Source organism: Helicobacter brantae (genome assembly GCF_003364205.1).
Taxonomy (GTDB): Bacteria; Campylobacterota; Campylobacteria; order Campylobacterales; family Helicobacteraceae; genus Helicobacter_G; species Helicobacter_G brantae.
The window spans coordinates 19,967-42,518 of record NZ_NXLV01000014.1 but is presented as its reverse complement, the minus strand read 5'-3'; the positions used below and the strand labels follow the sequence as shown (position 1 = coordinate 42,518).

General features: G+C 39.4%; 26 protein-coding genes and 5 tRNA genes. 29 read left to right on the top strand and 2 right to left on the bottom strand.

Translation table 11 applies throughout. The features are described 5' to 3' along the window. Nucleotides 1–65 precede the first annotated feature (65 nt). Both CQA58_RS08265 and CQA58_RS06870 read right to left on the bottom strand, forming a co-directional pair. A complete protein-coding gene (locus tag CQA58_RS08265; RefSeq protein WP_170126764.1) occupies nucleotides 66–629 on the bottom strand; it encodes a hypothetical protein in 564 nt (187 codons plus the stop codon). 90 nt (nucleotides 630–719) lie between these two features. Beyond that, the gene (locus CQA58_RS06870; protein ID WP_115569981.1) at nucleotides 720–1,889 is read right to left on the bottom strand and encodes an MFS transporter; all 1,170 of its coding nucleotides are present in this window, start codon (nucleotides 1,887–1,889) and stop codon (nucleotides 720–722) included. 108 nt (nucleotides 1,890–1,997) lie between these two features. Here CQA58_RS06870 and CQA58_RS06865 point away from each other — a divergent pair, with 108 nt between their 5' ends. The 29 genes from CQA58_RS06865 (at nucleotide 1,998) to rplK (ending at nucleotide 22,546) form a co-directional block, all read left to right on the top strand. Continuing rightward, nucleotides 1,998–2,825: a peptidyl-prolyl cis-trans isomerase gene (locus CQA58_RS06865; RefSeq protein WP_170126763.1), complete on the top strand. Its 828-nt coding sequence runs from the start codon at nucleotides 1,998–2,000 to the stop codon at nucleotides 2,823–2,825. 2 nt (nucleotides 2,826–2,827) lie between these two features. Further along, on the top strand, nucleotides 2,828–3,880 hold the full coding sequence (locus tag CQA58_RS06860) for a tetratricopeptide repeat protein (RefSeq protein WP_115569979.1): 1,053 nt from the start codon (nucleotides 2,828–2,830) through the stop codon (nucleotides 3,878–3,880). Continuing rightward, nucleotides 3,855–4,283, top strand: a complete 429-nt coding sequence (gene rnhA / locus CQA58_RS06855) for a ribonuclease HI (protein WP_115569978.1) — start codon at nucleotides 3,855–3,857, stop codon at nucleotides 4,281–4,283. Before CQA58_RS06860 ends, rnhA begins: the two co-directional genes overlap by 26 nt. Next, nucleotides 4,280–4,948: a ribonuclease III gene (gene rnc, locus CQA58_RS06850; protein ID WP_115569977.1), complete on the top strand. Its 669-nt coding sequence runs from the start codon at nucleotides 4,280–4,282 to the stop codon at nucleotides 4,946–4,948. The genes rnhA and rnc overlap by 4 nt, the downstream gene beginning before the upstream one ends. Further along, a complete protein-coding gene (gene aroC / locus CQA58_RS06845; RefSeq protein ID WP_115569976.1) occupies nucleotides 4,945–5,982 on the top strand; it encodes a chorismate synthase in 1,038 nt (345 codons plus the stop codon). Before rnc ends, aroC begins: the two co-directional genes overlap by 4 nt. Beyond that, nucleotides 5,979–6,758, top strand: coding sequence for a 3-methyl-2-oxobutanoate hydroxymethyltransferase (gene panB, locus CQA58_RS06840; RefSeq protein ID WP_115569975.1), 780 nt, complete (start codon nucleotides 5,979–5,981; stop codon nucleotides 6,756–6,758). Before aroC ends, panB begins: the two co-directional genes overlap by 4 nt. Next, nucleotides 6,758–7,759, top strand: a complete 1,002-nt coding sequence (gene ruvB / locus CQA58_RS06835) for a Holliday junction branch migration DNA helicase RuvB (protein WP_115569974.1) — start codon at nucleotides 6,758–6,760, stop codon at nucleotides 7,757–7,759. The genes panB and ruvB overlap by 1 nt, the downstream gene beginning before the upstream one ends. Further along, the gene (locus CQA58_RS06830; protein ID WP_115569973.1) at nucleotides 7,756–8,802 is read left to right on the top strand and encodes an AI-2E family transporter; all 1,047 of its coding nucleotides are present in this window, start codon (nucleotides 7,756–7,758) and stop codon (nucleotides 8,800–8,802) included. Before ruvB ends, CQA58_RS06830 begins: the two co-directional genes overlap by 4 nt. A 112-nt stretch (nucleotides 8,803–8,914) precedes the next feature. Beyond that, nucleotides 8,915–10,543 (top strand): L-lactate permease, encoded by a 1,629-nt coding sequence (locus CQA58_RS06825; protein WP_115569972.1) that lies wholly within the window; start codon nucleotides 8,915–8,917, stop codon nucleotides 10,541–10,543. A gap of 10 nt (nucleotides 10,544–10,553) precedes the next feature. Further along, entirely contained in the window at nucleotides 10,554–11,282 is a 729-nt protein-coding gene (locus CQA58_RS06820) for a (Fe-S)-binding protein (RefSeq protein ID WP_115569971.1), read from the top strand. A gap of 10 nt (nucleotides 11,283–11,292) precedes the next feature. After that, nucleotides 11,293–12,717, top strand: a complete 1,425-nt coding sequence (locus CQA58_RS06815; RefSeq protein ID WP_115569970.1) for a LutB/LldF family L-lactate oxidation iron-sulfur protein — start codon at nucleotides 11,293–11,295, stop codon at nucleotides 12,715–12,717. Continuing rightward, nucleotides 12,710–13,333 (top strand): LutC/YkgG family protein, encoded by a 624-nt coding sequence (locus tag CQA58_RS06810; protein WP_115569969.1) that lies wholly within the window; start codon nucleotides 12,710–12,712, stop codon nucleotides 13,331–13,333. Before CQA58_RS06815 ends, CQA58_RS06810 begins: the two co-directional genes overlap by 8 nt. A gap of 92 nt (nucleotides 13,334–13,425) precedes the next feature. Further along, a complete protein-coding gene (locus CQA58_RS06805; protein WP_115569968.1) occupies nucleotides 13,426–14,073 on the top strand; it encodes a LysE family translocator in 648 nt (215 codons plus the stop codon). 83 nt (nucleotides 14,074–14,156) lie between these two features. Then, entirely contained in the window at nucleotides 14,157–14,474 is a 318-nt protein-coding gene (gene trxA / locus CQA58_RS06800; RefSeq protein WP_115569967.1) for a thioredoxin, read from the top strand. An 84-nt stretch (nucleotides 14,475–14,558) separates the two neighbouring features. Then, complete coding sequence (gene trxB / locus CQA58_RS06795) at nucleotides 14,559–15,488, top strand: thioredoxin-disulfide reductase (RefSeq protein ID WP_115569966.1); 930 nt, start codon at nucleotides 14,559–14,561, stop codon at nucleotides 15,486–15,488. Continuing rightward, the gene (dapB, locus tag CQA58_RS06790) at nucleotides 15,489–16,247 is read left to right on the top strand and encodes a 4-hydroxy-tetrahydrodipicolinate reductase (protein WP_115569965.1); all 759 of its coding nucleotides are present in this window, start codon (nucleotides 15,489–15,491) and stop codon (nucleotides 16,245–16,247) included. 12 nt (nucleotides 16,248–16,259) lie between these two features. Next, entirely contained in the window at nucleotides 16,260–17,636 is a 1,377-nt protein-coding gene (gene purF / locus CQA58_RS06785) for an amidophosphoribosyltransferase (RefSeq protein WP_115569964.1), read from the top strand. Continuing rightward, the gene (mnmL, locus tag CQA58_RS06780) at nucleotides 17,633–18,595 is read left to right on the top strand and encodes a tRNA modification radical SAM protein MnmL/YtqA (RefSeq protein ID WP_115569963.1); all 963 of its coding nucleotides are present in this window, start codon (nucleotides 17,633–17,635) and stop codon (nucleotides 18,593–18,595) included. The genes purF and mnmL overlap by 4 nt, the downstream gene beginning before the upstream one ends. Beyond that, entirely contained in the window at nucleotides 18,585–19,286 is a 702-nt protein-coding gene (locus CQA58_RS06775; protein WP_115569962.1) for a tRNA (5-methylaminomethyl-2-thiouridine)(34)-methyltransferase MnmD, read from the top strand. Before mnmL ends, CQA58_RS06775 begins: the two co-directional genes overlap by 11 nt. A gap of 57 nt (nucleotides 19,287–19,343) precedes the next feature. Continuing rightward, nucleotides 19,344–19,419 (top strand) — tRNA-Thr (locus tag CQA58_RS06770). A gap of 35 nt (nucleotides 19,420–19,454) precedes the next feature. After that, a tRNA-Tyr gene (locus tag CQA58_RS06765) sits at nucleotides 19,455–19,539 on the top strand. 42 nt (nucleotides 19,540–19,581) lie between these two features. Beyond that, nucleotides 19,582–19,658: transfer RNA gene (locus CQA58_RS06760), tRNA-Gly, on the top strand. 63 nt (nucleotides 19,659–19,721) lie between these two features. Next, nucleotides 19,722–19,796, top strand: a tRNA-Thr gene (locus CQA58_RS06755). 89 nt (nucleotides 19,797–19,885) lie between these two features. After that, the gene (gene tuf / locus CQA58_RS06750; protein ID WP_115569961.1) at nucleotides 19,886–21,085 is read left to right on the top strand and encodes an elongation factor Tu; all 1,200 of its coding nucleotides are present in this window, start codon (nucleotides 19,886–19,888) and stop codon (nucleotides 21,083–21,085) included. An 11-nt stretch (nucleotides 21,086–21,096) separates the two neighbouring features. Next, the gene (gene rpmG / locus CQA58_RS06745) at nucleotides 21,097–21,255 is read left to right on the top strand and encodes a 50S ribosomal protein L33 (RefSeq protein WP_115569960.1); all 159 of its coding nucleotides are present in this window, start codon (nucleotides 21,097–21,099) and stop codon (nucleotides 21,253–21,255) included. A 17-nt stretch (nucleotides 21,256–21,272) separates the two neighbouring features. Further along, nucleotides 21,273–21,348: transfer RNA gene (locus tag CQA58_RS06740), tRNA-Trp, on the top strand. Nucleotides 21,349–21,369: 21 nt separating this feature from the next. Further along, nucleotides 21,370–21,552, top strand: a complete 183-nt coding sequence (secE, locus tag CQA58_RS06735; RefSeq protein ID WP_115569959.1) for a preprotein translocase subunit SecE — start codon at nucleotides 21,370–21,372, stop codon at nucleotides 21,550–21,552. A gap of 24 nt (nucleotides 21,553–21,576) precedes the next feature. After that, the gene (gene nusG / locus CQA58_RS06730; protein ID WP_115569958.1) at nucleotides 21,577–22,101 is read left to right on the top strand and encodes a transcription termination/antitermination protein NusG; all 525 of its coding nucleotides are present in this window, start codon (nucleotides 21,577–21,579) and stop codon (nucleotides 22,099–22,101) included. 19 nt (nucleotides 22,102–22,120) lie between these two features. Then, nucleotides 22,121–22,546, top strand: a complete 426-nt coding sequence (rplK, locus tag CQA58_RS06725) for a 50S ribosomal protein L11 (RefSeq protein WP_115569957.1) — start codon at nucleotides 22,121–22,123, stop codon at nucleotides 22,544–22,546. Nucleotides 22,547–22,552: the final 6 nt, after the last annotated feature.

The window sequence follows — 22,552 nt, the reverse complement described above, 5'->3', positions numbered from 1 at the left end:
AGCACACTCAATCTCTTAAGAGCCTTTAGCAAGGGGGGAATGGCAGACTTGCACCTTATTTCACGCTATAACCTTGATTTTGTAACGCATAATCCTTTGGGAGATGAGGTAAAAAATGAACTAAATGCCACAAGAGGGAGGGAGTAAAAAGCTTGAGGGATTGGGGTAGGGGAGAGGCAAAAAATCTCATCATCATATTCAAAGAGAGCTTTAAGAGAGGGGAGTGTTGAGGGGAGAGTGAAGGTTTTGCAATACTCTAGTGTGCGATTTTGATAGAAGCAAAGAAGAGAGAGTGAGGGATAGACAAACAAAACACAGATTTTTTCTCTATCAATTTGAGTGGGGAGAGATAAATCTAGCATTGCAAAATTGCTTTTTGGGATTTTTGAGGTTGGAGCAAAAAAGCATAGGGTTTGATTGTGAAATTTTAGAGGAAAACAAAAAGAGAGATAATTTTGATCTGAGGAGAGAATCTTATTTTGATAGGCTCTAAGAAGTGGATTGGGTTCATTGAGTTCAAAATGGGCTTGGATACACAAAGAAGAGGGAATGAGAGAGAGTGGATTTTGGGAAACATTGGGAGTGAGCGTGTTTCCTTTTTTCTCTAGCAAGATAATTTGATTTTCCAAAATCCAACCTTTAAGCTAAGATTTTATTATCCTAACATAAAATAAAAGTGATTTTAGGAAAATCTAAAGTTTTTTATGAGAATTTAGGATTTATTGTGTATCAAGCCTTTTAGAAAATATCAGCAAAACCACAGGGGTAAAGGCGATGATAAAGGCTGTGAGGGGAATAAAGCTTACACCAATATGAGTTAAAACTACACCACCAATCAATGAAGCGATTGCAATCCCAATATTAAAACTTGCCTCATTGATACTTATAGAGCTTTCAATCGTCTCAGGTGTGTAAGCCACAGCATATTCCATTGCAAACTTTTTCAGAGGTGCGACACAAGAAAACGCCCAAAATCCTACAGAGCAAAAATTAAAAATTGCCACAAAAGGATAGTGGATACTCCAAGTCATCAAAAGCAAAGAAAGGCTTAGCATTCCTAGAGCAATCAGCAAAGATTTATGAGAGCCTTTGCTGTCGGTGAGTTTGCCCCCAAAGAAATTCCCCCCTACCCCAAACACTCCATAAAGCAATAAAATCCAGCTTAGTTTGTCTTTGTTGAAATAGGGATTTGAGAGGAAAAATGGTTCAATGTAAGTATAGAGGGCAAAAATACTCCCACAAAAACATGCTGTAATCAAAAAGGCTTTGCACATTGGAAGACTTTTGCATGATAAAATCAAATCAAAAAAGCGTGTTTTTTGACTTTTGAGATTTTTGGGCATAAAGAAAAGCGAGAGAAAAAAAGTCATAAAAGCACAACAAAATACAAGCAAAAACACACTTTGGAATCCCAATGTATTACCCAAAAATGAGCCAAGTGGAACTCCACAAATCATAGAGAGTGTAAGTCCTGAAACCACAATAGCAATCGCTTGAGTTTCTCTGCCCTTTTGAGCCACTTGCAATGCAATCAAAGTAGCAATCACAAAAAACACCCCATGCATACACCCTGCCACAAACCTAGCAAGAGCTGTGAGGTAGAAGTTTGAACTCATATACACCACAGCATTTGCCAAGCCAAAAATCCCAATATTGATAAGAAATTGTTTTTTTCTATCAAAACGACTTAGGGGGATAGTGAGTAGAGGTGCTCCAATAATCACACCAAAGGCATAAATTGCCACCAAATACCCTGCTTCTTGTTGAGTGATTGAGAAAAAGTGGCTAACTTTTTCTAGCATTCCTGCGATTACAAGTTCTGCTACGCCCATACAAAACGCCCCAAATGCTAGGGGAATGATTGAATAATAAGAGGAGTGAAGTTTCATTGTGCCTATCCTTATGAGAATAAAGCGTGGGATTTTAGCATAGCTTGAGGGTGTTTAATTGTTTTTGGATAAAATAGATTGATTAAAATTTTTACTAAAAGAGAGATGATGAAAAAAATATTTTGTTTGGGTGCATTCTTTGTGTTTTTGGTGGCTCAAAATGTGGTAGATGGGATTGCTTTCAAAGTCAATAATTACCCTGTAACACTCTATGAACTCCAATCTTTGGAGCAAACCCAAAAACTCTCCCCCAAACAAGCCAAAGAGCAACTTATCCTCAAAGTGATTAAAATGCAAGAGATTGAGAGATTGCAAATCATTGCAGATGAAACGATGATAGATCAGCAGATTCAAGCTGCTGCGACGATGAAGGGAATCAGCCGAGATGAGTTTGTCGCCAATATGATAGGCAGTGGATACTCTTATGAAGAGCTAAGGGCTTTTTATAAAGAATATATCCAAAATGAGCTTCTCACTCAAAGAATTCTCTCCACCAACCTCAAAATCGTTGATGAAAAAGAGCTAAAGAAGTTTTATGATACTCATCAAAAAGACTTCACACTTCCCAAAGAAGTGGTGGTGATCCAATATGCTTCAAACAATGAAAAGCTCCTAGCTCAAGCGATGAATAGTCCATTGATGCAAATTCGTGGGGTAGAAAAAAGAGAGGAGAAAATCGCTCTAGGCAATATCAATCCTCAAATCGCTCAACTCTTTGCAGACACACCCAAAGGTGAATTTACTCAAATCCTCAATAATGGTGGGGCAGTTTTGGCTTTCTATATCAAAGACAAGATCGGAAGCACGACTTTGCCTTATGAGCAAATCAAGCCTATGATTATGCAAAAGATTGTATATGAGAGAAAGGACTTAATTTTGAAAGAATATTTTGAGCGACTTGTAAGCAGTGCAATTATCACAAATGTAAGGAATTAGCCTTGAATGAATTAACCCAAATTTATCGTGATCCACTCTTTGGGATTGCCATTCTTTTGGGAATCATTGCTTTGGTTATTTTGGGGGATTACTATCGCAACTATTATCGCAAAAAACAACGCCAAAAATCACTCAATACCCTTGTAAAAAGCTATGAGCATAATGGACTTTTTGATGGGATTTCAGAGTTTTTAAAAGTTTCCAAAGATCCTATCCCAACCCTTATTTTCCTAGCCAAAAGCTATGCAAAAGGAGGGGACAATCAACAAGCAATCAAAATCTATCTTACCCTCATTGAGCAATTTGATGATATGCAAAAAAAGATTGAAATCCTTCAAGAGCTAGGGATTTTGTATCTCAAAGCAGGGTTTTTGCAAAAAGCCAAAGAGAATTTTTTGGAGATTTTAAACCTCAATCCTCGCAATCTCAAAGTCCTCTACAAACTCATTGAGCTTTATGAGATTTTAGGAGATTTTAGGAGTGCTTATGATGCACTAGAGTGCGTTGAGGAAAATATACTAGAGATGACAATAGAGCAGAAAAAGAAAGTAAAACTTGCAAGAGATTATTTCCTTGCTCAGATTCTTTTTGGCTCAAGAGAAGAGGATAGAGAGGAGAGATTATGCAGACTAATTCAAGAGCAACCCTCATTGCATAAGCTAATTCTTGGACACTTCAAGCTCCATAACCCAAAGCTATTTTGGGAGAATCTTCCAACTAAGGGATGGGAAAACTACATTGATTTGTTGTGGGATTTTTCCCTAGAGCAAATCCCACTCTCAATCATCAAAGACTCCCCTTGTATTGAGCTATATCAAGCTAAGGGCTATTATCCTACAAGAGAGTGTCATAACTTTTATTTAGAAACTCTAAGGCTTTTTACTTCTTGCTCTGTGCAGAAAGCAACGCTAAGCTTTAGCTATACCTGCCCTCATTGCAAGGGCGAATTCCCTTTTGATACCTTTAGATGTTCTTCTTGTGGGGAGTTAGGAGTCCTTCATCTCAATCTCAAACCCCAAAGGGTAAAAAGTGAAAAAAATTACTCTCTACTCTGATGGCTCATCTTTGGGAAATCCTGGTGCTGGAGGGTGGTGTGGAATCTTGTGCTACAAAGATAAAGAGAGGATTGTGAGTGGGGGAGAAGCCAATGCTACCAATAACCAAATGGAGCTTAAAGCTGTGATAGAATCCCTCAAAGTTTTAAAAGAGCCTTGTGAAGTAGAGCTAGTGAGTGATTCTAAATATGTTTGTGAAGCCATTAACTCTTGGCTAAAGAATTGGATAAAAAAAGATTTCAAAGATGTAAAAAATCCACATTTATGGAGAGAATATTTACAAGTCTCAGCACCTCACAAAGTCAAAGCCACTTGGGTGAAGGGGCATTGTGGATTTGTCTATAATGAGAGGTGCGATACAATCGCCAAAGAAGAAGCTCAAAAATATCAAGGATTACGATGATAAAAGATTTGCAAAAAAAAATCGGATATGAGTTTAGAGATGAGAGTTTGCTGACTTTAGCACTCACTCACAAAAGCTACAAAAAGGGGGGCAATAATGAGAGATTGGAGTTTTTGGGAGATGCTGTGGTGGATTTGGTGGTGGGAGAGTATCTTTTTTTGCGTTTTCCCACTCATCAAGAAGGGAAGCTAAGCAAGATTAGAGCAAGTATTGTCAATGAAGAGGGATTGGCAAAATTTGCTCTATTTTTGGATATGCCACAATCCTTGCTTCTCTCAAGTGCTGAGGAGAGCAACAATGGAAGAAGTAAGCCCTCAATCCTAGCTGATGCGTTTGAAGCCCTTATCGGAGCAATCTATTTGGAATCGGGCATAGAGAAAGCCAAAGAGGTGATTTTGTCTCTTGTAGAGAGATTTTATTCTCATATTGATTTTGAAGGGGTGGTGCTAGATTACAAAACTGCACTCCAAGAGCTTACTCAAGCTCATTTCTCTCAAATCCCTGAATACATTTTGATTCAAGAAATTGGCCCTGATCATCAAAAAAGCTTTGAGATGGCAGTGAGGATTGAGGGAAGAGAGTATGCAAGAGCGATGGGGGGGAGCAAAAAAAGTGCTCAGCAAGAATGTGCCAAAATCGCCTATGAGGTTTTAAAATCATTATGAATACCTTTGGCTATGCACTAAGGCTAAGCACTTTTGGAGAATCACACGGTGAGTATATTGGAGGAGTGCTAGATGGATTGCCCTCAAATTTACAAATCAACTTAGATAAGATACAAGAAGATATCAAGAGAAGAGGTGGGGGAAGAAGTGCGTATGTAACGCCAAGAAAAGAGAGTGATATTTGTGAGATTATTAGTGGAGTATTTGAGGGCAAAACCACAGGAACTCCACTAGCTTTCATCATCAAAAACACTCATCAAAGAAGCCAAGATTACTCTCATATCAAAGATATTTTTCGCCCCTCTCACGCAGATTTTACCTACTTTCATAAATATGGCAATGTAGATTATAGAGGTGGAGGAAGGGCAAGTGCGAGAGAAAGTTTGGTGCGAGTGGTTGCCTCAAGTATCATCAAACCATTGCTTAAAGATATAGAAGTGGAGAGTGGTGTGCTAGGAGTAGGGGGGATTTTGGGAAGTGAAGTGGATTTCTCTTATGCTAGAGAGAGTGAAATCTTTGCACTTGATAGAGGTGTGGAAGAGGCTCAAAAAGAGTGTATCACTCTAGCAAGAGAGAGTGGGGATAGTGTAGGGGGAGTGGTAATGCTAAGGGCTAGAGGGGATTTGCTAGGATTGGGAGAGCCACTTTATTATAAGCTTGATGCTGAAATTGCAAGGGCGATGATGGGGATTAATGGCGTGAAGGCTGTGGAGATTGGAGAGGGAGTGAATGCTTCCAATCTCAAAGGCTCACAATACAATGATGTGATGAGTGAAAATGGATTTTTAAGCAATCATAGTGGGGGAATTTTGGGAGGAATTGCAAATGGAGAGGAGATTTTGGTTAAGATTCACTTCAAACCCACACCCAGCATTGCTCTCCCTCAAAAAAGTCTTGATAAAGAAGGGAGAGAGAGGGTGATAGAGATTAGAGGACGACACGACCCCTGTATCGCCATTCGTGGAAGTGTGGTAAGTGAGGCGATGATGAATCTTGTATTGGCAGATATGATTTTAGCAAGGAGCAAAAGATGACAATTACACAAATTCAAGCCAAAAAAGGCGTAGAGAAAATTACAGCGATTACAGCTTATGATGCACTTTTTGGGAAGATTTTTGATAATGAAGTGGATTTTATTTTGGTAGGAGATAGTCTTTCTCATAGCTTTGGAGGGAATAGCGATACATTAAGTATCGGAATTGATGAGATGATTTATCATACCAAAGCTGTATGCAAAGGAGTGAAAGAGAGTTTAGTGGTGGGAGATATGAGTTTTGGAAGCTACTGCAATGAGAGTGAAGCCCTTAAAAATGCCATTAGATTCTACAAAGAAACAAATGCAGGAGCTATCAAGCTTGAGGGTGGGTTAAATCGAGTGGGGATTGTAAAAAGCATTATCAATGAGGGCGTGGCAGTGATGGGGCATATTGGGCTAATGCCTCAATTTGCAAGAAGTGAGGGGGGATACAAAATCAAAGGCAAAAGTGAGGAGAGTGCTAATAGGCTCAAAGAAGAAGCCCTAGCCTTGCAAGAAGCAGGGGTTTTTGCTATTGTGCTAGAAGGGGTAAAGCACGAAGTTGCCACAGAGATTACTCAAATGCTCTCTATCCCTACTATTGGCATTGGCAGTGGAGTGCATTGTGATGGGCAGATTTTGGTATGGAGTGATGCCTTTGGATTTTTCACAGAGTTCAAGCCCAAATTTGTGCGACGCTATTTAGAAGGAGAAGCATTGCTTAAGGGGGCAATCAGAGAATATGTCAAAGATGTAAAAAATCAAAATTTCCCAAACTTAGATGAGAGTTATTGATGGAGAGGATTGTTGATATTGAGAAAATCAGCTTTGAGGAAAGCACAGAAGTTTCCTTGCGTCCGAGTGTGTGGGAGGACTACATCGGACAAGAGCAAATCAAAAAAAATCTTCAAATCTTTATCCAAGCCTCAAAAAAGCGTAATGAGTGCTTAGATCATATCCTTTTCTTTGGCCCCCCAGGGCTTGGTAAAACTACACTCAGTCATATTATCGCCCTAGAGATGGGAGCAGAGATTAAAGTAACAGCTGCTCCTATGATTGAGAAAAGTGGAGATTTGGCTGCGATTTTGACAAATCTAGGAGAGGGGGATATTCTCTTTATCGATGAGATTCATAGACTAAGCCCTGCGATTGAGGAGATTCTCTATCCTGCGATGGAAGATTTTAGACTAGATATCATCATCGGTTCTGGTCCAGCAGCACAAAGTGTCAAGATTGATATCCCACGCTTTACTCTCATTGGTGCAACTACAAGGGCAGGAATGCTAAGCAATCCTTTGCGTGATCGCTTTGGAATGAATTTTAGAATGCAGTTTTATAGCCCTGAAGAGTTAGCCAAGATTGTAAAGATTGCAAGCTCAAAGCTAGGCAAATCTCTAAGCAGTGAGGGGGCAATGGAGATTGCAAGGCGTTCAAGAGGCACTCCAAGAATCGCTCTAAGACTTCTTAAGAGAGTGAGAGATTTTGCAGATGTGTATGATGAGGAAAGTATCACTTTTGAGAGAGCCAAATCTGCCCTAGAAGAGCTAGGGGTCAATGACTATGGCTTTGATGAGCTAGATTTGAGATATTTGAGAATCTTGTGTGAGAGCAGAGGTAAGCCTATTGGGTTAAACACGCTTTCAGCTGCAATGAGTGAAGATGAAAGCACGATTGAAGATGTGATTGAGCCTTATCTTTTGGCAAATGGCTACCTAGAGCGAAGTGCCAAAGGAAGGGTGGCAACCTATAAGACATTTGAATTTTTTGGGATTAAGCAAGAAGGGAGTTTGTTTTGAAAAAAGCACAGGCTAAAGGATTGTATTTTTTTTGGGTGATATTTATTGCTAGTTTGTGTGCAATGGGGTATTTATACAATGCCTTTTTGCTCAACCTTCTCATTGCCATTTTGCTTTGTGTCTCAACCTTTTTTCTCAAAAACTTTTTTGATAAATATCTCAAATACAATTGGCTCTCCTCTCTTGCTAGCACGCTCATTCCTGTGATTTTGTTTGCATTGCCTATGGTGTTTGTCATCATCAAAAGTGCTGATGTGCTCTCAAGCCTTGATCCTGCCTCACTTAGTCAATTTATCGAATCCACAAAAGAGAAAATCTCTCTATGGCTTTATGACTTCTCTCCTGAAATTGCTCATAGAGCCAAAGATTTTATGAGTGATTTTTCAGCAAGTAATGTGTTAAATTATGTGTTTGGAATGAGTGCAGGATTTGCCAAATGGGGGATTAGCCTTGTTATCAATATTGGGTTTATCATTGTGTTTTTGTATTTTTGCTTCTTTTATTCTAGGGCTTTTAAAGACTTTGTTCTCAACCTCATTCCCTTTAGCAAAGAGCAAACAAGTGGGATTTATGAAGAAATCAGTGCTGTGCTAAATATCGTGTTTTTTACTTCTATTCTCAATATCTTGCTTCAAGGCTTTTGCTTTGGGGTGGCAAGTGGATTTTTGGGATATGATGGGTTTTTATTGGGGGTGCTTTATGGATTTGCTTCCATTGTGCCCATTGTAGGAGGGGCTTTGGTGTGGGTGCCTGTGGCATTTCATCAGCTCTATTTGGGAGATAGTGCAGGGGCGATTTTTATTGCTATTTATGGGGCGATTTTTATCGGACTTGTGATTGATAATGGAGTAAAGCCCCTTTTGATAGGGTTTGTTAAACGCAAGATTATCAAAACCTCTGTAAGAATCAATGAAATGCTTATCTTTTTTGCAATCTTGGCAGGGATTAGTGTCTTTGGGTTTGCAGGGATTATTATCGGTCCTGCTGCTACGGCATTATTTATTGCTCTGTTACGAATTTACGACAATACTTTCAAAAATTAGTTACCAAAAGTGATAATTAGAGAAAAATCTTTACTTTTTCTCTAATCTTTTGAATCATCTTCCTTTTTTCTGAAGTAAAATAAAGACTATTTAGAATTTTTAAGGAGGAAGAATGGCATATACAGCCTTGGCATTTTTGCCTATTGTATTGATTCTTGTGATGATGATTGGACTGAAAAAGTCTTCAGCCCTCTCACTTGGTTTGGCGTTATCATTGAGCATAGCAATTGCTCTAGGGTTTTGGAAAATGGACTTTACAGCAGTCAGTGCTTATGTCTTGTTTGGCTTTCTCAAAGCCTTTGATATTTTGGTGATTGTCTTTGGAGCGATTTTGATCCTTAACACTCTCAAATATAGTGGAGGAATGGATTCAATCAATCGAGCATTTAACTCTATCTCTACTGATAGAAGAGTGCAGATTATCATCATTGGTTGGGCTTTTGGTGCATTTATTGAGGGGGCAGCAGGTTTTGGAACACCCGCAGCTCTTGCAGCACCACTTCTCATCGGTCTTGGTTTCCCAGCTCTTGCAGCAGCGATGGGAACTTTGATAATGAATTCAAGCCCTGTAAGTTTTGGAGCTGTTGGGACACCTACAAATGGGATTAAGACTTCAATCTCTCAGCTTGTAGGAAGTGGAATTGATGGCTATATGTCAGAAGTTACATTCCTTACAGCCTTTATCCACTCTTTTGCAGCGATGATTGTTCCGACTTTGGTTGTCTTTATGCTTGTGAAGTTTTTTGGCAAAAATAAGAGCTTCAAAGATGCATTACCTATCATTCCTTTCTCAATCTTCTCTTCAGTAATGTTTATCATTCCTTATCTTTTGATTGCAAAATATGGAGGATTTGAAATCCCCTCACTTATCGGTGGGCTTGTATGTTTGGGTATTTTGGTTCTTGCAGCAAAAGTGGGATTCCTTGTGCCTAAGCAAACTTGGGATTTTGATGAGAGTCAAAAATGGCCTGATTTTTGGGTAGGAAGTCAGAAAAAAGAAGAGCCAAAAGAGCATAAAAAGATTGGGATTTTTATGGCGTGGGTGCCTTATTTGCTCATTTCTTTGATTCTTGTTGCTACAAGGATTCCAGCATTTGGATTGAAGCAAAAGCTTGTTGCACTTAAAATTTCTTTCCCACCTATTTTTGATACAGCAAACACAGCTTATAGTTTCTCTTATGCATATCTACCAGGGATTATTCCTTTCATTTTGGTAGCAATCTTGACAATTTTCTTGCACAAAATGAGTGGAGATGAAGTCAAAGAAGCGTGGGGTGCGACATTTAAGCAAGTAGGGAAGGCTGTCATTCCTTTGTGTGCAGGAGTAGCAATGGTTCAGCTAATGCTTAATACTGGAAACAATCCTGAGCATTTGGATTCAATGCTTAAAATGATGGCGAAATTCTTTGCAGATATTTCAGGGCAAGTTTATTTCATCGTTGCTCCACTTATTGGAGTTTTGGGAGCATTCTTCTCAGGTTCAAATACTGTTTCAAATCTTCTTTTTGCTCCATTGCAATTTGAAGCAGCTCAGCTTGTAGGACTCAAAACTCAAGTGATTATGGCATTGCAAAACATTGGAGGAGCAGCAGGAAATATGATTTGTATCAATAACATTGTTGCTGTTTGTGCGACTGTGGGATTGATTGGTAAAGGAGAACACCGCTTATTGACTTACAATATTTTGCCTTGTTTGCTCTATTGTATCATTGCAGTAAGCGTAGCATTCTTTTTATTGTAGGAGTTGAGAGATGAAAGTTTATTTCTTTGGGACTTGTCTTGGAGGGGTGGCTTACTCCAAGGCATTGATGAGTTCAATTAAGCTTTTGCAACATTTTGGATGTGAAGTAATTTACAAAAAAGATCAAACTTGTTGTGGGCAACCAAGCTATAACTCGGGGTATTATGATGAGAGTCGCCAAGTGGCTCTCAAAAACCTTGAGCTTTTTAAAGAGCCTTATCCTATCATCGTTCCCTCGGGTTCTTGTGCAGGAATGATGATGCATGATTATCTTCATCTATTTGAAGGAACAAATCAAGAGAGTAGAGTAAAAGAATTTTCTCAAAGAGTGTTTGATTTGAGTGATTTTCTAGTAGAAAATCTAGGAGTGGATTTAGTCGATCAAGGCAATAGCACAAGAGTAACTTGGCATTCCAATTGCCACGCTTTGCGTATTGCAAGATGCGTGGATTCTTCAAAAAAACTTCTTAGAATGCTCAAAAATGTAACATTGGTTGAGCTAGAAAGAGAAGAGGAGTGCTGTGGTTTTGGTGGGACTTTTAGTGTGAAAGAGCCAGAAGTGAGTAAGGCAATGGTTGAGCGAAAAGTCAATGATATTATCAGCAAAGATGTAGAGTATATCATCTCTGGTGATGGCGGGTGCTTGCTCAATATCTCTGGTGCTTTGCAAAAAATGGGAGCAAAAGTGAAACCTATGCATCTCTATGAGTTTTTGGCTCAACGCATAGGTTTGGTGTAAGGAGGAAGAGATGAATACTCAAGAATTGATTTCAGAAAAATTACACGATGAGCAACTCAGAAAAAATCTTGAATTTGGAATGGGATTGCTTCAAAACAATCGCAAAAAGCTTCTCAAAGAGCGATATGGGGATTGGGAAGCTTTGAGGGAAGAGGGAAGAAAGGTTAAGCAAAACACCCTCTCACGACTTCCTGAGCTTTTGGAGATGTTTGAGAAAAAAGCAAGTGAGAATGGAATCAAAGTGCATTGGGCAAGTAATCCCAATGAAGCCAATGAGATTATCTACAATATTGCCAAAGCAAACAATGTTACCACAATCCTCAAAGGCAAGTCAATGGCAAGTGAGGAAATCCACCTCAACTCCTATCTCAAACACAGAGGCATAAAAGCTATTGAAACAGATTTGGGAGAGATAATCATTCAGCTCATTGATGAGCCACCAGTGCATATCGTTGTCCCTGCGATTCATAAAAATCGCTATCAAATTGGAGAGATTTTTGAAAAACACTTAAAAGTTGAGCGATTTAGTGAGCCTGAAGATCTCAATGCTGTGGCTAGAACTCATCTTAGAAAAGAGTTTAAAGAGTTCAAAATGGGGCTTTCAGGAGTGAATTTTGCAATCGCCCAAGAGGGAGCAATTTGGCTACTAGAAAATGAAGGAAATGGGCGAATGAGCACCACCGTTCCTGATATTCATGTAGCAGTTTGCGGGATTGAAAAGATTGTTGAAAAATTTGATGATGCTGTGATTTTGGATACTTTGCTTATCCCCTCAGCCACGGGACAAAGTATCACTTGTTACAACAATATCATCACTTCTCCTAGAAAAGAGGGAGATTTAGATGGGCCAAAAGAGGTGCATGTGATATTGCTAGACAATCATAGAAGCGATATTCTCTCTCACAAACAATATGCCAAAGCATTGAGCTGTATTCGATGTGGAACTTGTATGAATCACTGCCCAGTGTATGACAAAATCGGAGGACACGCTTATGGTGCGACTTATCCAGGACCAATTGGAGAGGTGATTTCTCCTCAACTCTTTGGAATCGATAAATATGGCTATATCCTCAATCTCTGCTCTCTTTGTGGGCGATGCTCTGAGGTTTGCCCTGTAAAAATCCCACTCTCTGAAATGATTAGAGATTTAAGATATGAGAAAGTCAAAGAGAAAAAAGAAAAAATACTAGGAATTGAGCGAGTAGGAGCCAAAGGAGGAGAGAAGTTTGCATTTGGAACTTTTGCTTGGCTTGCGACTACTCCTTGGGCGTGGAGAGTGCTGATGTGGAAAATCAATCTCTTTGGCTCACTTGCCAAACCTTTTGCTTCTCTTATCCCAGGACTTAAGCAATGGACTTCTTGCAGGGCTTTCCCACAACTTGATGCAAGTTTTCATTCAGAAGTAAAAAAGATGGAAGGAGTCATTTATGAGTAAAGAAAAAATCTTACACAATATCCAAAATGCCCTCAAACACAACCCCTTGCAAAATGAGAAAGGGACTTATCGTGATATTATCATTCCTATTGAGAAGGATAAAATCGCAGAATACAAAAGGGCTCAAATTGCCAATAAGGCTGAATTGATTGAGACAAGTGAGGGAGAGATTCCTCAAGTTGTCAATGAGATTTTGCAAAAAGAGGGGTTTGAGAGTATTTTAGTCCCCAAAAATCTCTCTCATCTTCCTTTGCAGATCAAAAAGATCGATTATGATAAGCCAATGGAGGAGTTAAAAGATGAGCTTTTTAGCACTGATTGTGCACTCTTAGAGGCTGATTATGGAGTGAGCAATCTTGGAATCATCTCCCTAGTTTCTTCTCCCACTCAACCACGATTGCTCTCTCTTATCACTAAATGCAGTGTGATTTTGCTAAAAAAAGAGAAGATTTTGAGCAATATGTCAGAGGTATTTGCTGAGATAAAAAAACAATATCCTGAAGTATTGCCTACAAACATTCTTTTCATTGCAGGACCTTCAAGAACTGCTGATATTGAATTGCAAGTGGTTTTTGGAGTGCATGGACCTCAAAAGGTTTATATCATTTTATATTAACCCCCAAAAGATTTCCCTTGTGGAAATCTTTTGTTTTTCCTCGATAAAAGTGTAAAATCCCCTTTTTGATTTCAAAGATTTTAAGGAAAATAATGTTAGAGTTTTTCTTGAGTAACAAAAAGGCTTTTTTTGATGTTTTGAGTATGTGGATTTTGGCTGTGATGATGCCAGGACCAGATATGTTTTTGGTGATTACAAGTGCAATCAAGAAAAACAAAAAATACGCCCTAAGTGCAGTATATGGAATCGTTGCAGGGACTATTGTGTGGTTGATTGTAGGATTTTTCCTCATCGGAATGCTCTCAAAAACTTCATTTTTTCAGTGGGTTCAGCTCTGTGGGGGGTGCTATTTGCTCTATATGACTTGTAAGATTTTTCTCTCACTCTTTGCAAAATCTTCACAAGATTTTCAATCCCAAGAAAGCTTTGTCCCTCAAGAAAATCGAAGCAAAGCCTTTATGAGTGGCGTGATGACAAATCTCTCCAATCCCAAAGCCCCAATCTTTGTAGGTTCTGTTTTGACAAAACTTCCTCAAGAAACCCCTTTGGAAGGGAGTCTTGTATGCTTTGTGCTTATGCTACTCATTCCTATGATTTGGTTTTCTTTGGTGGCACATTTTTTCAGTATCAAAAGAATCTTTTCACTCTTTTTGCGTTATGCAAAAGTCCTAGACGTTTTGGCTGTATGTATTTTTGGTATTGTAGGGATTGAGTTACTTCGAGAATTTTTTGGTTTTTAGAAATATTATTTTTTGATTACTGATGAGATAGATTTTTCATTGTATAATCCTTTGTTTTCAAATCATTACAATAGGAGTAAAAAATGGGTCATTATATTGAACTAACAAAAGAAAACTTTGCAGAGCACACTCAAAGTGGTGTAGCACTTGTGGATTTTTGGGCACCTTGGTGTGGTCCTTGCCGAATGCTTTCCCCTGTGATTGATAAACTTGCTGAAGAATTTGCAGGAAAAGCTAATATCTGCAAAGTCAATACTGATGAGCAAGAAGAGCTTTCAGCTCAATTTGGAATCCGAAGTATTCCTACAATGCTTTTCTTCAAAGATGGATCAGTAGTTGATCAAATGGTGGGTGCAACTTCAGAGCAAGTTCTCAAAGACAAGCTCAACTCTCTTCTATAAGCACAGGGGCTTTTTGCCCTAGTGATACTTTTGGTTTATCTTGACTTAATAGTATAGATAATAATTTTTATCAAAGGAGAGAAAATGTTAGATTTAGCAATTATTGGTGGAGGACCTGCAGGACTAAGTGCAGGATTGTATGCGACAAGAGGTGGTTTGAAAAATGTTGCCTTGTTTGAGATGGGAATGCCTGGAGGGCAAATCACAGGAAGCAGTGAGATAGAAAACTATCCGGGTGTTTCTCAAATTGTCAGTGGAATTGACTTTATGCAACCTTGGCAAGAGCAGTGCTTTAGGTTTGGACTCAAACACGAAATGACTGAAGTAAAGCGAGTGAGCAAAAAAGGTGATATTTTTGAAATCATTCAAGCCGATGGCAAGAGTGTTGAGGCAAAAAGCGTGATTGTCGCCACAGGAGGGAAACCCAAAAAAAGTGGAGTCAAAGGCGAGAGTGAGTTTTGGGGAAAAGGTGTTAGCACTTGTGCGACTTGTGATGGCTTTTTTTACAAAAACAAAGAAGTTGTAGTTTTAGGTGGTGGAGATACAGCATTAGAAGAGGCTATCTATCTCTCAAGGATTTGCTCCAAAGTCTATTTGGTGCATCGCAGAGATGAATTCCGTGCAGCTCCAAGCACAATCGCTCACGCCAAAGAGAATGAAAAAATCGAATTCATCACTTCAGCAGTGATTGAAGAGATTGGGGGAGATAGTATGGGGGTAAGCTTTGTTGATGTCAAACAAAATGGAGAAATCAAAAGACTTAATGTAATGGGAGTATTTATTTTTGTAGGCTATGAGGTGAATAACTCTGTGCTTAAGCAAGAAGATGGCAGTATGCTTTGTGAGTGTGATGAGTGGGGCAGTGTGGTGGCAGACTTATCAATGAAGACAAGCATTAAGGGACTCTTTGTAGCAGGAGATATTAGGATTCAAGCTCCTAGACAGGTTATCTGTGCAGCAGGAGATGGGGCGACAGCAGCCCTAAGTGTGCTATCTTACCTAGAAGGACATTAAATGCTAAGAGTAGGACTAGTTGGCTTTTCAGGGAGAATGGGGCAACTGATTGCTACTCAGATAGAAAAGGAGAGAGATTTATCCCTCTCTTGTATTTTCTCTAGGAATCCCTCAAAAATTGAGGGAGTAGAAGCAACAAATGATTGGGAAGTATTTTTAAATCAATGTGATTGCTTGATTGATTTTAGCAATCCCTCCCTTACCCCCTCTTTGCTTCAAGCCCTTCTTAAAAACCCCAAACCTGCCATCATCGGCACAACAGGGCTAGAGAGTGAAGCAAAATCCTTGCTTTCTCAAGCCTCAAATCTTGCCCCCATTGTGTATGCTACAAACACAAGTCAAGGCATTGCACTTCTCAATCAGCTTGTTTTCTTGCTCTCTGAAAAACTTCCTCAAGCAGACATTGAAATCAGTGAAATTCATCACAACAAGAAAAAAGACGCCCCCAGTGGCACAGCAATGACTTTGGCTGAATTTTGTGCTAAGGGCAGAGGGGTAGAGCTAGAGAGTGTGAGAGTGAGTGGAAGAGATGGCAATATTGGAGAGAGAAAAAGTGGAGAGATTGGGGTGATGAGCTTTAGAGGGGGAGATATAGTGGGAAGACACACGGTGGGGTTTTATTGTGAGGGAGAGTATTTGGAGCTTACACACAATGCCACAAATCGCAATACTTTCGCACTAGGAGCAATCAAAGCACTCAAATGGGTAGTGGAGCAAAAAAGCGGACTTTATAGTATGCTTGATGTTTTGAAATTCTAAAAAGGACGCAAAATGAAGCATTGGAATGAAGAATGTGCAGTTGTGGGGGTGTATGGGGTTGAGAATGCAAGTTGGCTAACTTATTATTCTTTGTTTGCAATGCAACATCGTGGGCAAGAAGCAAGTGGAATGAGCGTGTTTGATGGGGAAAAGATTCACACTCACAAAGCTCAAGGATTGGTTTCTGAAGTTTTTGATGAAAACTCTTTGCAAACGCTGAAGGGCAATATCGCAATCGGACACAATCGCTATGCCACTGCAGGTAAGCAATCTAGCTCTGATGCTCAACCTCTATATGCAAGATGCTCTCTAGGAGAGATTGCAGTGGTGCATAATGGCAATCTTACTAATGCTAAGGCACTAAGAGAGAAGCTAACTTCTGAGGGATCAATTTTTCAGAGTTTTTTAGATACTGAAGTGATTTTGCATCTCATTGCCAAAAGCCAAAAAGAGAGTTTTGAGGAGTGTATCAAAGAGTGTTTGAAGATTATCAAAGGAGCATATTGTCTTATTTTTGTATTGAAAGACAAAATGATTGTAGCAAGAGATTGCTATGGGCTTAGACCTTTAAGTCTTGCAAAAATCTCAACTGAAAGTGGCGAGGGATATATCGTTGCAAGTGAGAGTTGCTCTTTTGATCTTTTGGGGGCTGAATATATTAGAGATATTGGGGCAGGAGAAATGCTTGTTTTTGAAAATGGCAAGATGACTTCTATGCAAATCTTTACCCCAAGAGATTTTAAATGCGTATTTGAATACATCTACTTTGCTCGTCCTGATAGTCAAGTTTTTGGAAAAAATGTTTATGCGATTCGCAAAGAAATGGGAAGAGAGTTGGCAAGAGAGTGCAAGATTAGTGCAGATGTTGTTATCCCTGTGCCAGATAGTGGAGTGCCTTCAGCTTTGGGTTATGCCCTAGAGAGTAATATCCCCTTTGAGATGGGAATTATTAGAAATCACTATGTGGGACGCACTTTTATAGAATCAGAGCAAAGTATTAGAGAGCTAAAAGTCAAGCTTAAACTCAATCCAATCAAAGAAATCATTGAGGGCAAAAGAGTGGTTGTGATTGATGATTCTGTAGTGAGAGGAACGACAAGTCGCCAAATTGTCAAGATTTTAAGGAATGCAGGGGCAAAAGAGGTGCATTTGCTTATCTCCTCTCCTCCTACAATCTCTCCTTGCTATTATGGAGTAGATACTCCAAATCGCCAAGAGTTGATTTGCTCTACCCATAGCCTAGAAGAGGTGAGGGCATATGTAGGAGCAGATTCTTTGTATTTTTTAAGCCTAGAGGGACTAGCTAGAAGTGTGGGAGGAGGTGGATATTGTCAAGCGTGCTTTGATGGGCGATATATCAAAGATTGCTTTGGGGAGAGCGAGGAGTGAGGGAACTTTTAACGCTAGGAAGATATTTCAAGAAAACTTTTGGGGAGAGGGTGAGGAAGATTCCTATCACCCTGCAAGGATTTACTTGTCCCAATATTGATGGCAGTGTGGCAAGGGGAGGTTGCATTTATTGTCGCAATGAGAGTTTTTCTCCTAGTATTATCAAACTCCCTCAAGAAAAGAGTGTGAAGATGAGTTTTTCTCTGAAGCAAAACCCCATTCTCTCCTCACAGCTCTCTCAGCTCAAAGAGCAATTTTTTTGGCACGCTGATTTTCACAAAGAGAAATTTTCAGTTGGCAAATATATGATTTATTTTCAATCCTATACCAATACCTATGCACCCCTCTCTACCCTCAAAGCCCTCTATGATGAAGCACTCTCTTTGCCAAATGTGGTGGGAATGAGTGTGGGGACAAGGCTAGATTGTGTAAATGATGAGATTTTGGATTTGCTAGAGGGTTATGTCAAAGAGGGTTTTGAGATATGGCTAGAGTATGGAGTGCAATCCATTTTCCCTCAAACCCTAGAGCTTATCAATCGTGGGGAAGATATGAGTAGGGCTTCAGAAATCTTTGCTGATACAAGAAAGAGGGGGATTAAAGTTTGCTCCCATTTGATTTATGGATTGCCCAATGAGAGTAGGGAGATGATGCTAGAGAGTTTGAGAAGTGTGCTAGAGTGGGGAGTAGATGGGCTAAAGCTCCACCCTCTTTATGTCGTAGAAGGCACACAACTTGCCAAAATGTATAAAAAAGGAGAATACACTCCAATTGATTTACAGACTTACACTCAGCTCATTTTAGATTCTATTGAGCTTATTCCTGAAAATGTCGTTTTACAACGCATTAGTTCAGGAGCTCACGATGAAACGCTCCTTGCTCCTAAATGGTGCTTTGACAAAAATATCCAAATGCGTTACATTCGAGATGAGTTAAGGGAGAGAGGGATTGAGTATTGAGCTAAGCTCTGATGGGAGCTATACACTTTTTAATTCAAGCTATCAAGAGAGTTACCATAGCCTCAAAGATGGAGCAATCAATGAAACGCTTTTTAAGCATATCTTCCCTTGTTTTGAATACGCACTTTTGGGAGAGAAAATCAGGGTTTTGGATATTTGCTTTGGGTTAGGATACAACACATTCTTTACACTCAAGCATTTTCTCTCTTCACACTATTCTCAAACCCTTGAGATTTACTCTCCTGAAAAAGATGAGCTTTTGCTTCCAAGTTTGCTTAATTTCTCTTATCCCAAGGAGATTGAAGACTTTGAGGGAATCTCACTCAAAGAGATTTTACAAACTCTCAATTCCCAAAAAGTCTTTAATGCCCCAAATTACAAAATCCAATGCTTTATCGGAGATGCGATTGAGTATATCAAACAATTTCCTGACAACTTCTTTGATATTATCTATCAAGACGCCTTTTCTCCTAACAAAAACGCAGAGCTTTGGAGCAAGGAATACTTCACGCTCCTTTATGAGAAGTTGAGCAAAAACGGAGTGATTAGCACCTATTCTCAAAGTGGAGCTGTAAGAGATAATGCCAAAGAAGCAGGATTTTTAGTCTATGAAATCCCCCAAGATCTCACACGCAACAGCCGAATTTTCTGCAAAAAAGAACAAAATTGCAAAAAATTGAGACAAAAATAGGTTTTGCTCTTGACTTTTAATATTTTAAACTCTATAATGCCACTTTTGTTTTGAATTGCTGGTTTAGCTCAGTTGGTAGAGCAGCTGCCTTGTAAGCAGCAGGTCGGGGGTTCAAGTCCCTTAACCAGCTCCATAATTTTTGGTGTTTGACCGGTAATAAGCTATTTTGGTGAGATACTCAAGTGGCCAACGAGGGCAGACTGTAAATCTGCTGACTTTGTCTTCCGTGGTTCGAATCCACGTCTCACCACCACTTTCTAGCCGAAGTGGTAGTCGATTAGCTAGTGTTAGAGATGCGGGAATAGCTCAGTTGGCTAGAGCATCAGCCTTCCAAGCTGAGGGTCGCGGGTTCGAGCCCCGTTTCCCGCTCCATATCTGGGAGCCAATCTTCTTTTTAGAAAATTATCCCAAAGTCTTTTTATTGTTTGGAGTTATGCCCATATAGCTCAGGGGCAGAGCACTTCCTTGGTAAGGAAGAGGTCGGCGGTTCAAATCCGCTTATGGGCTCCAGTAGGTGTTAGATGTTTTGAATGTAATAAAGAACGAGTTTTTTTGTTATAATTCAGAGCATTTTTTAATTTTAAAGCTAGGAGTAAATTATGGCTAAAGAAAAATTTGTAAAAAGCAAACCACACGTAAATGTGGGAACAATCGGACACGTTGACCACGGTAAGACGACTTTGAGTGCAGCGATTTCTGCTGTTTTGGCAACTAAAGGTTTGGCAGAGCTCAAAGATTATGACAATATCGATAACGCTCCAGAAGAGAAAGAGAGAGGGATTACAATCGCGACTTCTCACATTGAGTATGAGACAGAAAATCGACACTATGCTCACGTAGACTGCCCAGGACACGCTGACTATGTAAAGAATATGATTACAGGTGCAGCTCAAATGGACGGAGCGATTCTTGTTGTATCTGCTGCTGATGGCCCTATGCCACAAACTAGAGAGCACATTCTTCTTTCAAGACAAGTAGGTGTTCCTTACATCGTAGTATTCCTCAACAAGCAAGATATGGTTGATGATGCTGAATTGCTTGAGCTTGTAGAAATGGAAGTAAGAGATTTGCTTAGCAGTTATGAGTTCCCAGGAGATGATACTCCTATCGTTGCAGGTTCTGCTCTCAAAGCACTTGAAGAAGCAAAAGCAGGAAATGTAGGTGAGTGGGGACAAAAAATCCTTGATTTGATGGCAAAAGTAGATGAGTATATCCCAACTCCTGAGAGAGATACAGAGAAAACTTTCTTGATGCCTGTTGAAGATGTATTCTCAATCGCTGGAAGAGGAACTGTTGTTACAGGAAGAATCGAGAGAGGTGTTGTAAAAGTTGGTGATGAGGTTGAAATCGTTGGAATTAGAGATACTCAAAAAACAACTGTTACAGGTGTCGAAATGTTCCGAAAAGAGCTTGATAAAGGTGAGGCAGGAGATAATGTTGGTATCTTGCTAAGAGGAACTAAGAAAGAAGAAGTTGAGAGAGGTATGGTTCTTTGTAAGCCAGGATCAATCACTCCACACAAGAAATTTGAGGGAGAGATCTATGTTCTTTCAAAAGATGAAGGTGGAAGACATACACCATTCTTCAACAATTATAGACCACAATTCTATGTAAGAACAACTGACGTTACAGGTGCAATCACATTGCCTGCAGGAACTGAAATGGTTATGCCTGGAGATAATGTAAAAATCACTGTTGAATTGATTAGCCCAATCGCTCTTGAAGAGGGAACACGCTTTGCGATCCGTGAAGGTGGTAGAACAGTTGGTGCTGGTGTTGTTACAAAAATCATTGAATAATTGGATTTATTATGAAAGTCAAAATAGGTCTAAAATGTTCAGAGTGTGGTGATATCAATTACAGCACCACAAAGAATGCGAAAACTAACACCGAGAAGCTGGAGCTCAAGAAATTTTGCCCTCGGCTAAATAAACATACACTTCACAAAGAAGTGAAGCTAAAGAGCTAAGGCTCTTTAGCAACCATAGGTCAGTAGCTCCAATGGTAGAGCGTCGGTCTCCAAAACCGAGTGTTGGGGGTTCGAGTCCCTCCTGGCCTGCCAAATTTTAAATGAGATGCTAAGATGATAAAAAAAATTGTGACTTATTACCAAAACGCAAAAGAAGAGTGGAGAAAAGTGATCAATCCAACTAAGCAACAAGTGAAAACTTCATTTATTGCAGTTGTTGTAGTTGTAAGCGTTGTAACACTTTTTTTGGCATTAGTTGATTTTCTTTTATCGGCTTCTGTGTCAGGCATTTTGTAGAATTTTACTTAAGAGAGGTGTCGTTTGGATTGGTATGCTATACAAACCTACTCAGGAAGTGAGCAGTCAGTAAAGAGAGCGATTCAAAATCTTTTCCGTGAATGCAATATGCAATCAAGACTAGAGGAGATCGTTGTCCCTACTGAAGATATTATTGAGATGAAAAATAGCAAGAAAAGAGTGGTTGAACGCAGTCTTTATCCTGGATATGTTTTTATCAAAGTAGATTTGGATACAAAATTGTGGCATATGATTCAGTCTTTGCCTCGTGTTGGTCGCTTTATTGGTGAAAGTAAAAAACCTACACCCTTAACAGAATCTGACATTAAGAACATTCTAGAGAAGGTTGAAAACAGAGCCGCTCCAAAACCAAAGATTTTCTTTGATTCAGGAGAGGTTGTGCGAATCGTTGAGGGACCATTTGCAAACTTCACAGGTATTGTGGAGGAATACGATATGGAGCACGAAAAGCTCAAGCTCAATGTATCAATTTTTGGGAGAAATACACCTGTTGAAATTTTGTATTCCCAAGTTGAGAAAATTATTTAACTTTAGATAAGGAGAAAAGATGGCAAAAAAAGTTATCGGTGAATTAAAACTTCAAATTCCTGCAGGAAAGGCAAATCCATCACCACCCGTAGGACCTGCATTGGGACAAAGAGGTGTCAATATTATGGAATTCTGTAAGGCTTTCAATGAGAAGACTAAAGATATGGGTGATTTCAATATCCCTGTTATTATCACAGTTTATCAAGACAAAAGCTTTAGTTTCATAACCAAGAAACCCCCTGTTACAGATTTGATTAAAAAAGCAATCAAACTTCAAAAAGGATCTGATAATCCTTTGAAAAACAAGGTTGGAAAACTAAGCAATGCTCAACTTGAGGAAATCGCAAAAACAAAAATGGAAGACCTCAATACAAAAGACATTGAAGCAGCGAAGAAGATCGTTGCAGGAAGTGCCCGAAGTATGGGTATTGAGATTGTAGATTAAGGAGTT

Excerpts from the sequence above, each read along its gene's own strand:
- CQA58_RS06820 (WP_115569971.1), top strand. The coding sequence starts at position 10,554 with ATGAAAGTTTATTTCTTTGGGACTTGTCTTGGAGGGGTGGCTTACTCC.
- trxA (WP_115569967.1), top strand. The coding sequence starts at position 14,157 with ATGGGTCATTATATTGAACTAACAAAAGAAAACTTTGCAGAGCACACT.
- purF (WP_115569964.1), top strand. The coding sequence starts at position 16,260 with ATGAAGCATTGGAATGAAGAATGTGCAGTTGTGGGGGTGTATGGGGTT.
- dapB (WP_115569965.1), top strand. The coding sequence starts at position 15,489 with ATGCTAAGAGTAGGACTAGTTGGCTTTTCAGGGAGAATGGGGCAACTG.
- CQA58_RS06865 (WP_170126763.1), top strand. The coding sequence starts at position 1,998 with ATGAAAAAAATATTTTGTTTGGGTGCATTCTTTGTGTTTTTGGTGGCT.
- tuf (WP_115569961.1), top strand. The coding sequence starts at position 19,886 with ATGGCTAAAGAAAAATTTGTAAAAAGCAAACCACACGTAAATGTGGGA.
- rnc (WP_115569977.1), top strand. The coding sequence starts at position 4,280 with ATGATAAAAGATTTGCAAAAAAAAATCGGATATGAGTTTAGAGATGAG.
- CQA58_RS06805 (WP_115569968.1), top strand. The coding sequence starts at position 13,426 with ATGTTAGAGTTTTTCTTGAGTAACAAAAAGGCTTTTTTTGATGTTTTG.
- secE (WP_115569959.1), top strand. The coding sequence starts at position 21,370 with ATGATAAAAAAAATTGTGACTTATTACCAAAACGCAAAAGAAGAGTGG.
- CQA58_RS06810 (WP_115569969.1), top strand. The coding sequence starts at position 12,710 with ATGAGTAAAGAAAAAATCTTACACAATATCCAAAATGCCCTCAAACAC.
- rplK (WP_115569957.1), top strand. The coding sequence starts at position 22,121 with ATGGCAAAAAAAGTTATCGGTGAATTAAAACTTCAAATTCCTGCAGGA.
- panB (WP_115569975.1), top strand. The coding sequence starts at position 5,979 with ATGACAATTACACAAATTCAAGCCAAAAAAGGCGTAGAGAAAATTACA.
- ruvB (WP_115569974.1), top strand. The coding sequence starts at position 6,758 with ATGGAGAGGATTGTTGATATTGAGAAAATCAGCTTTGAGGAAAGCACA.
- CQA58_RS06870 (WP_115569981.1), bottom strand. The coding sequence starts at position 1,889 with ATGAAACTTCACTCCTCTTATTATTCAATCATTCCCCTAGCATTTGGG.
- aroC (WP_115569976.1), top strand. The coding sequence starts at position 4,945 with ATGAATACCTTTGGCTATGCACTAAGGCTAAGCACTTTTGGAGAATCA.
- trxB (WP_115569966.1), top strand. The coding sequence starts at position 14,559 with ATGTTAGATTTAGCAATTATTGGTGGAGGACCTGCAGGACTAAGTGCA.
- CQA58_RS06815 (WP_115569970.1), top strand. The coding sequence starts at position 11,293 with ATGAATACTCAAGAATTGATTTCAGAAAAATTACACGATGAGCAACTC.
- rpmG (WP_115569960.1), top strand. The coding sequence starts at position 21,097 with ATGAAAGTCAAAATAGGTCTAAAATGTTCAGAGTGTGGTGATATCAAT.
- CQA58_RS06825 (WP_115569972.1), top strand. The coding sequence starts at position 8,915 with ATGGCATATACAGCCTTGGCATTTTTGCCTATTGTATTGATTCTTGTG.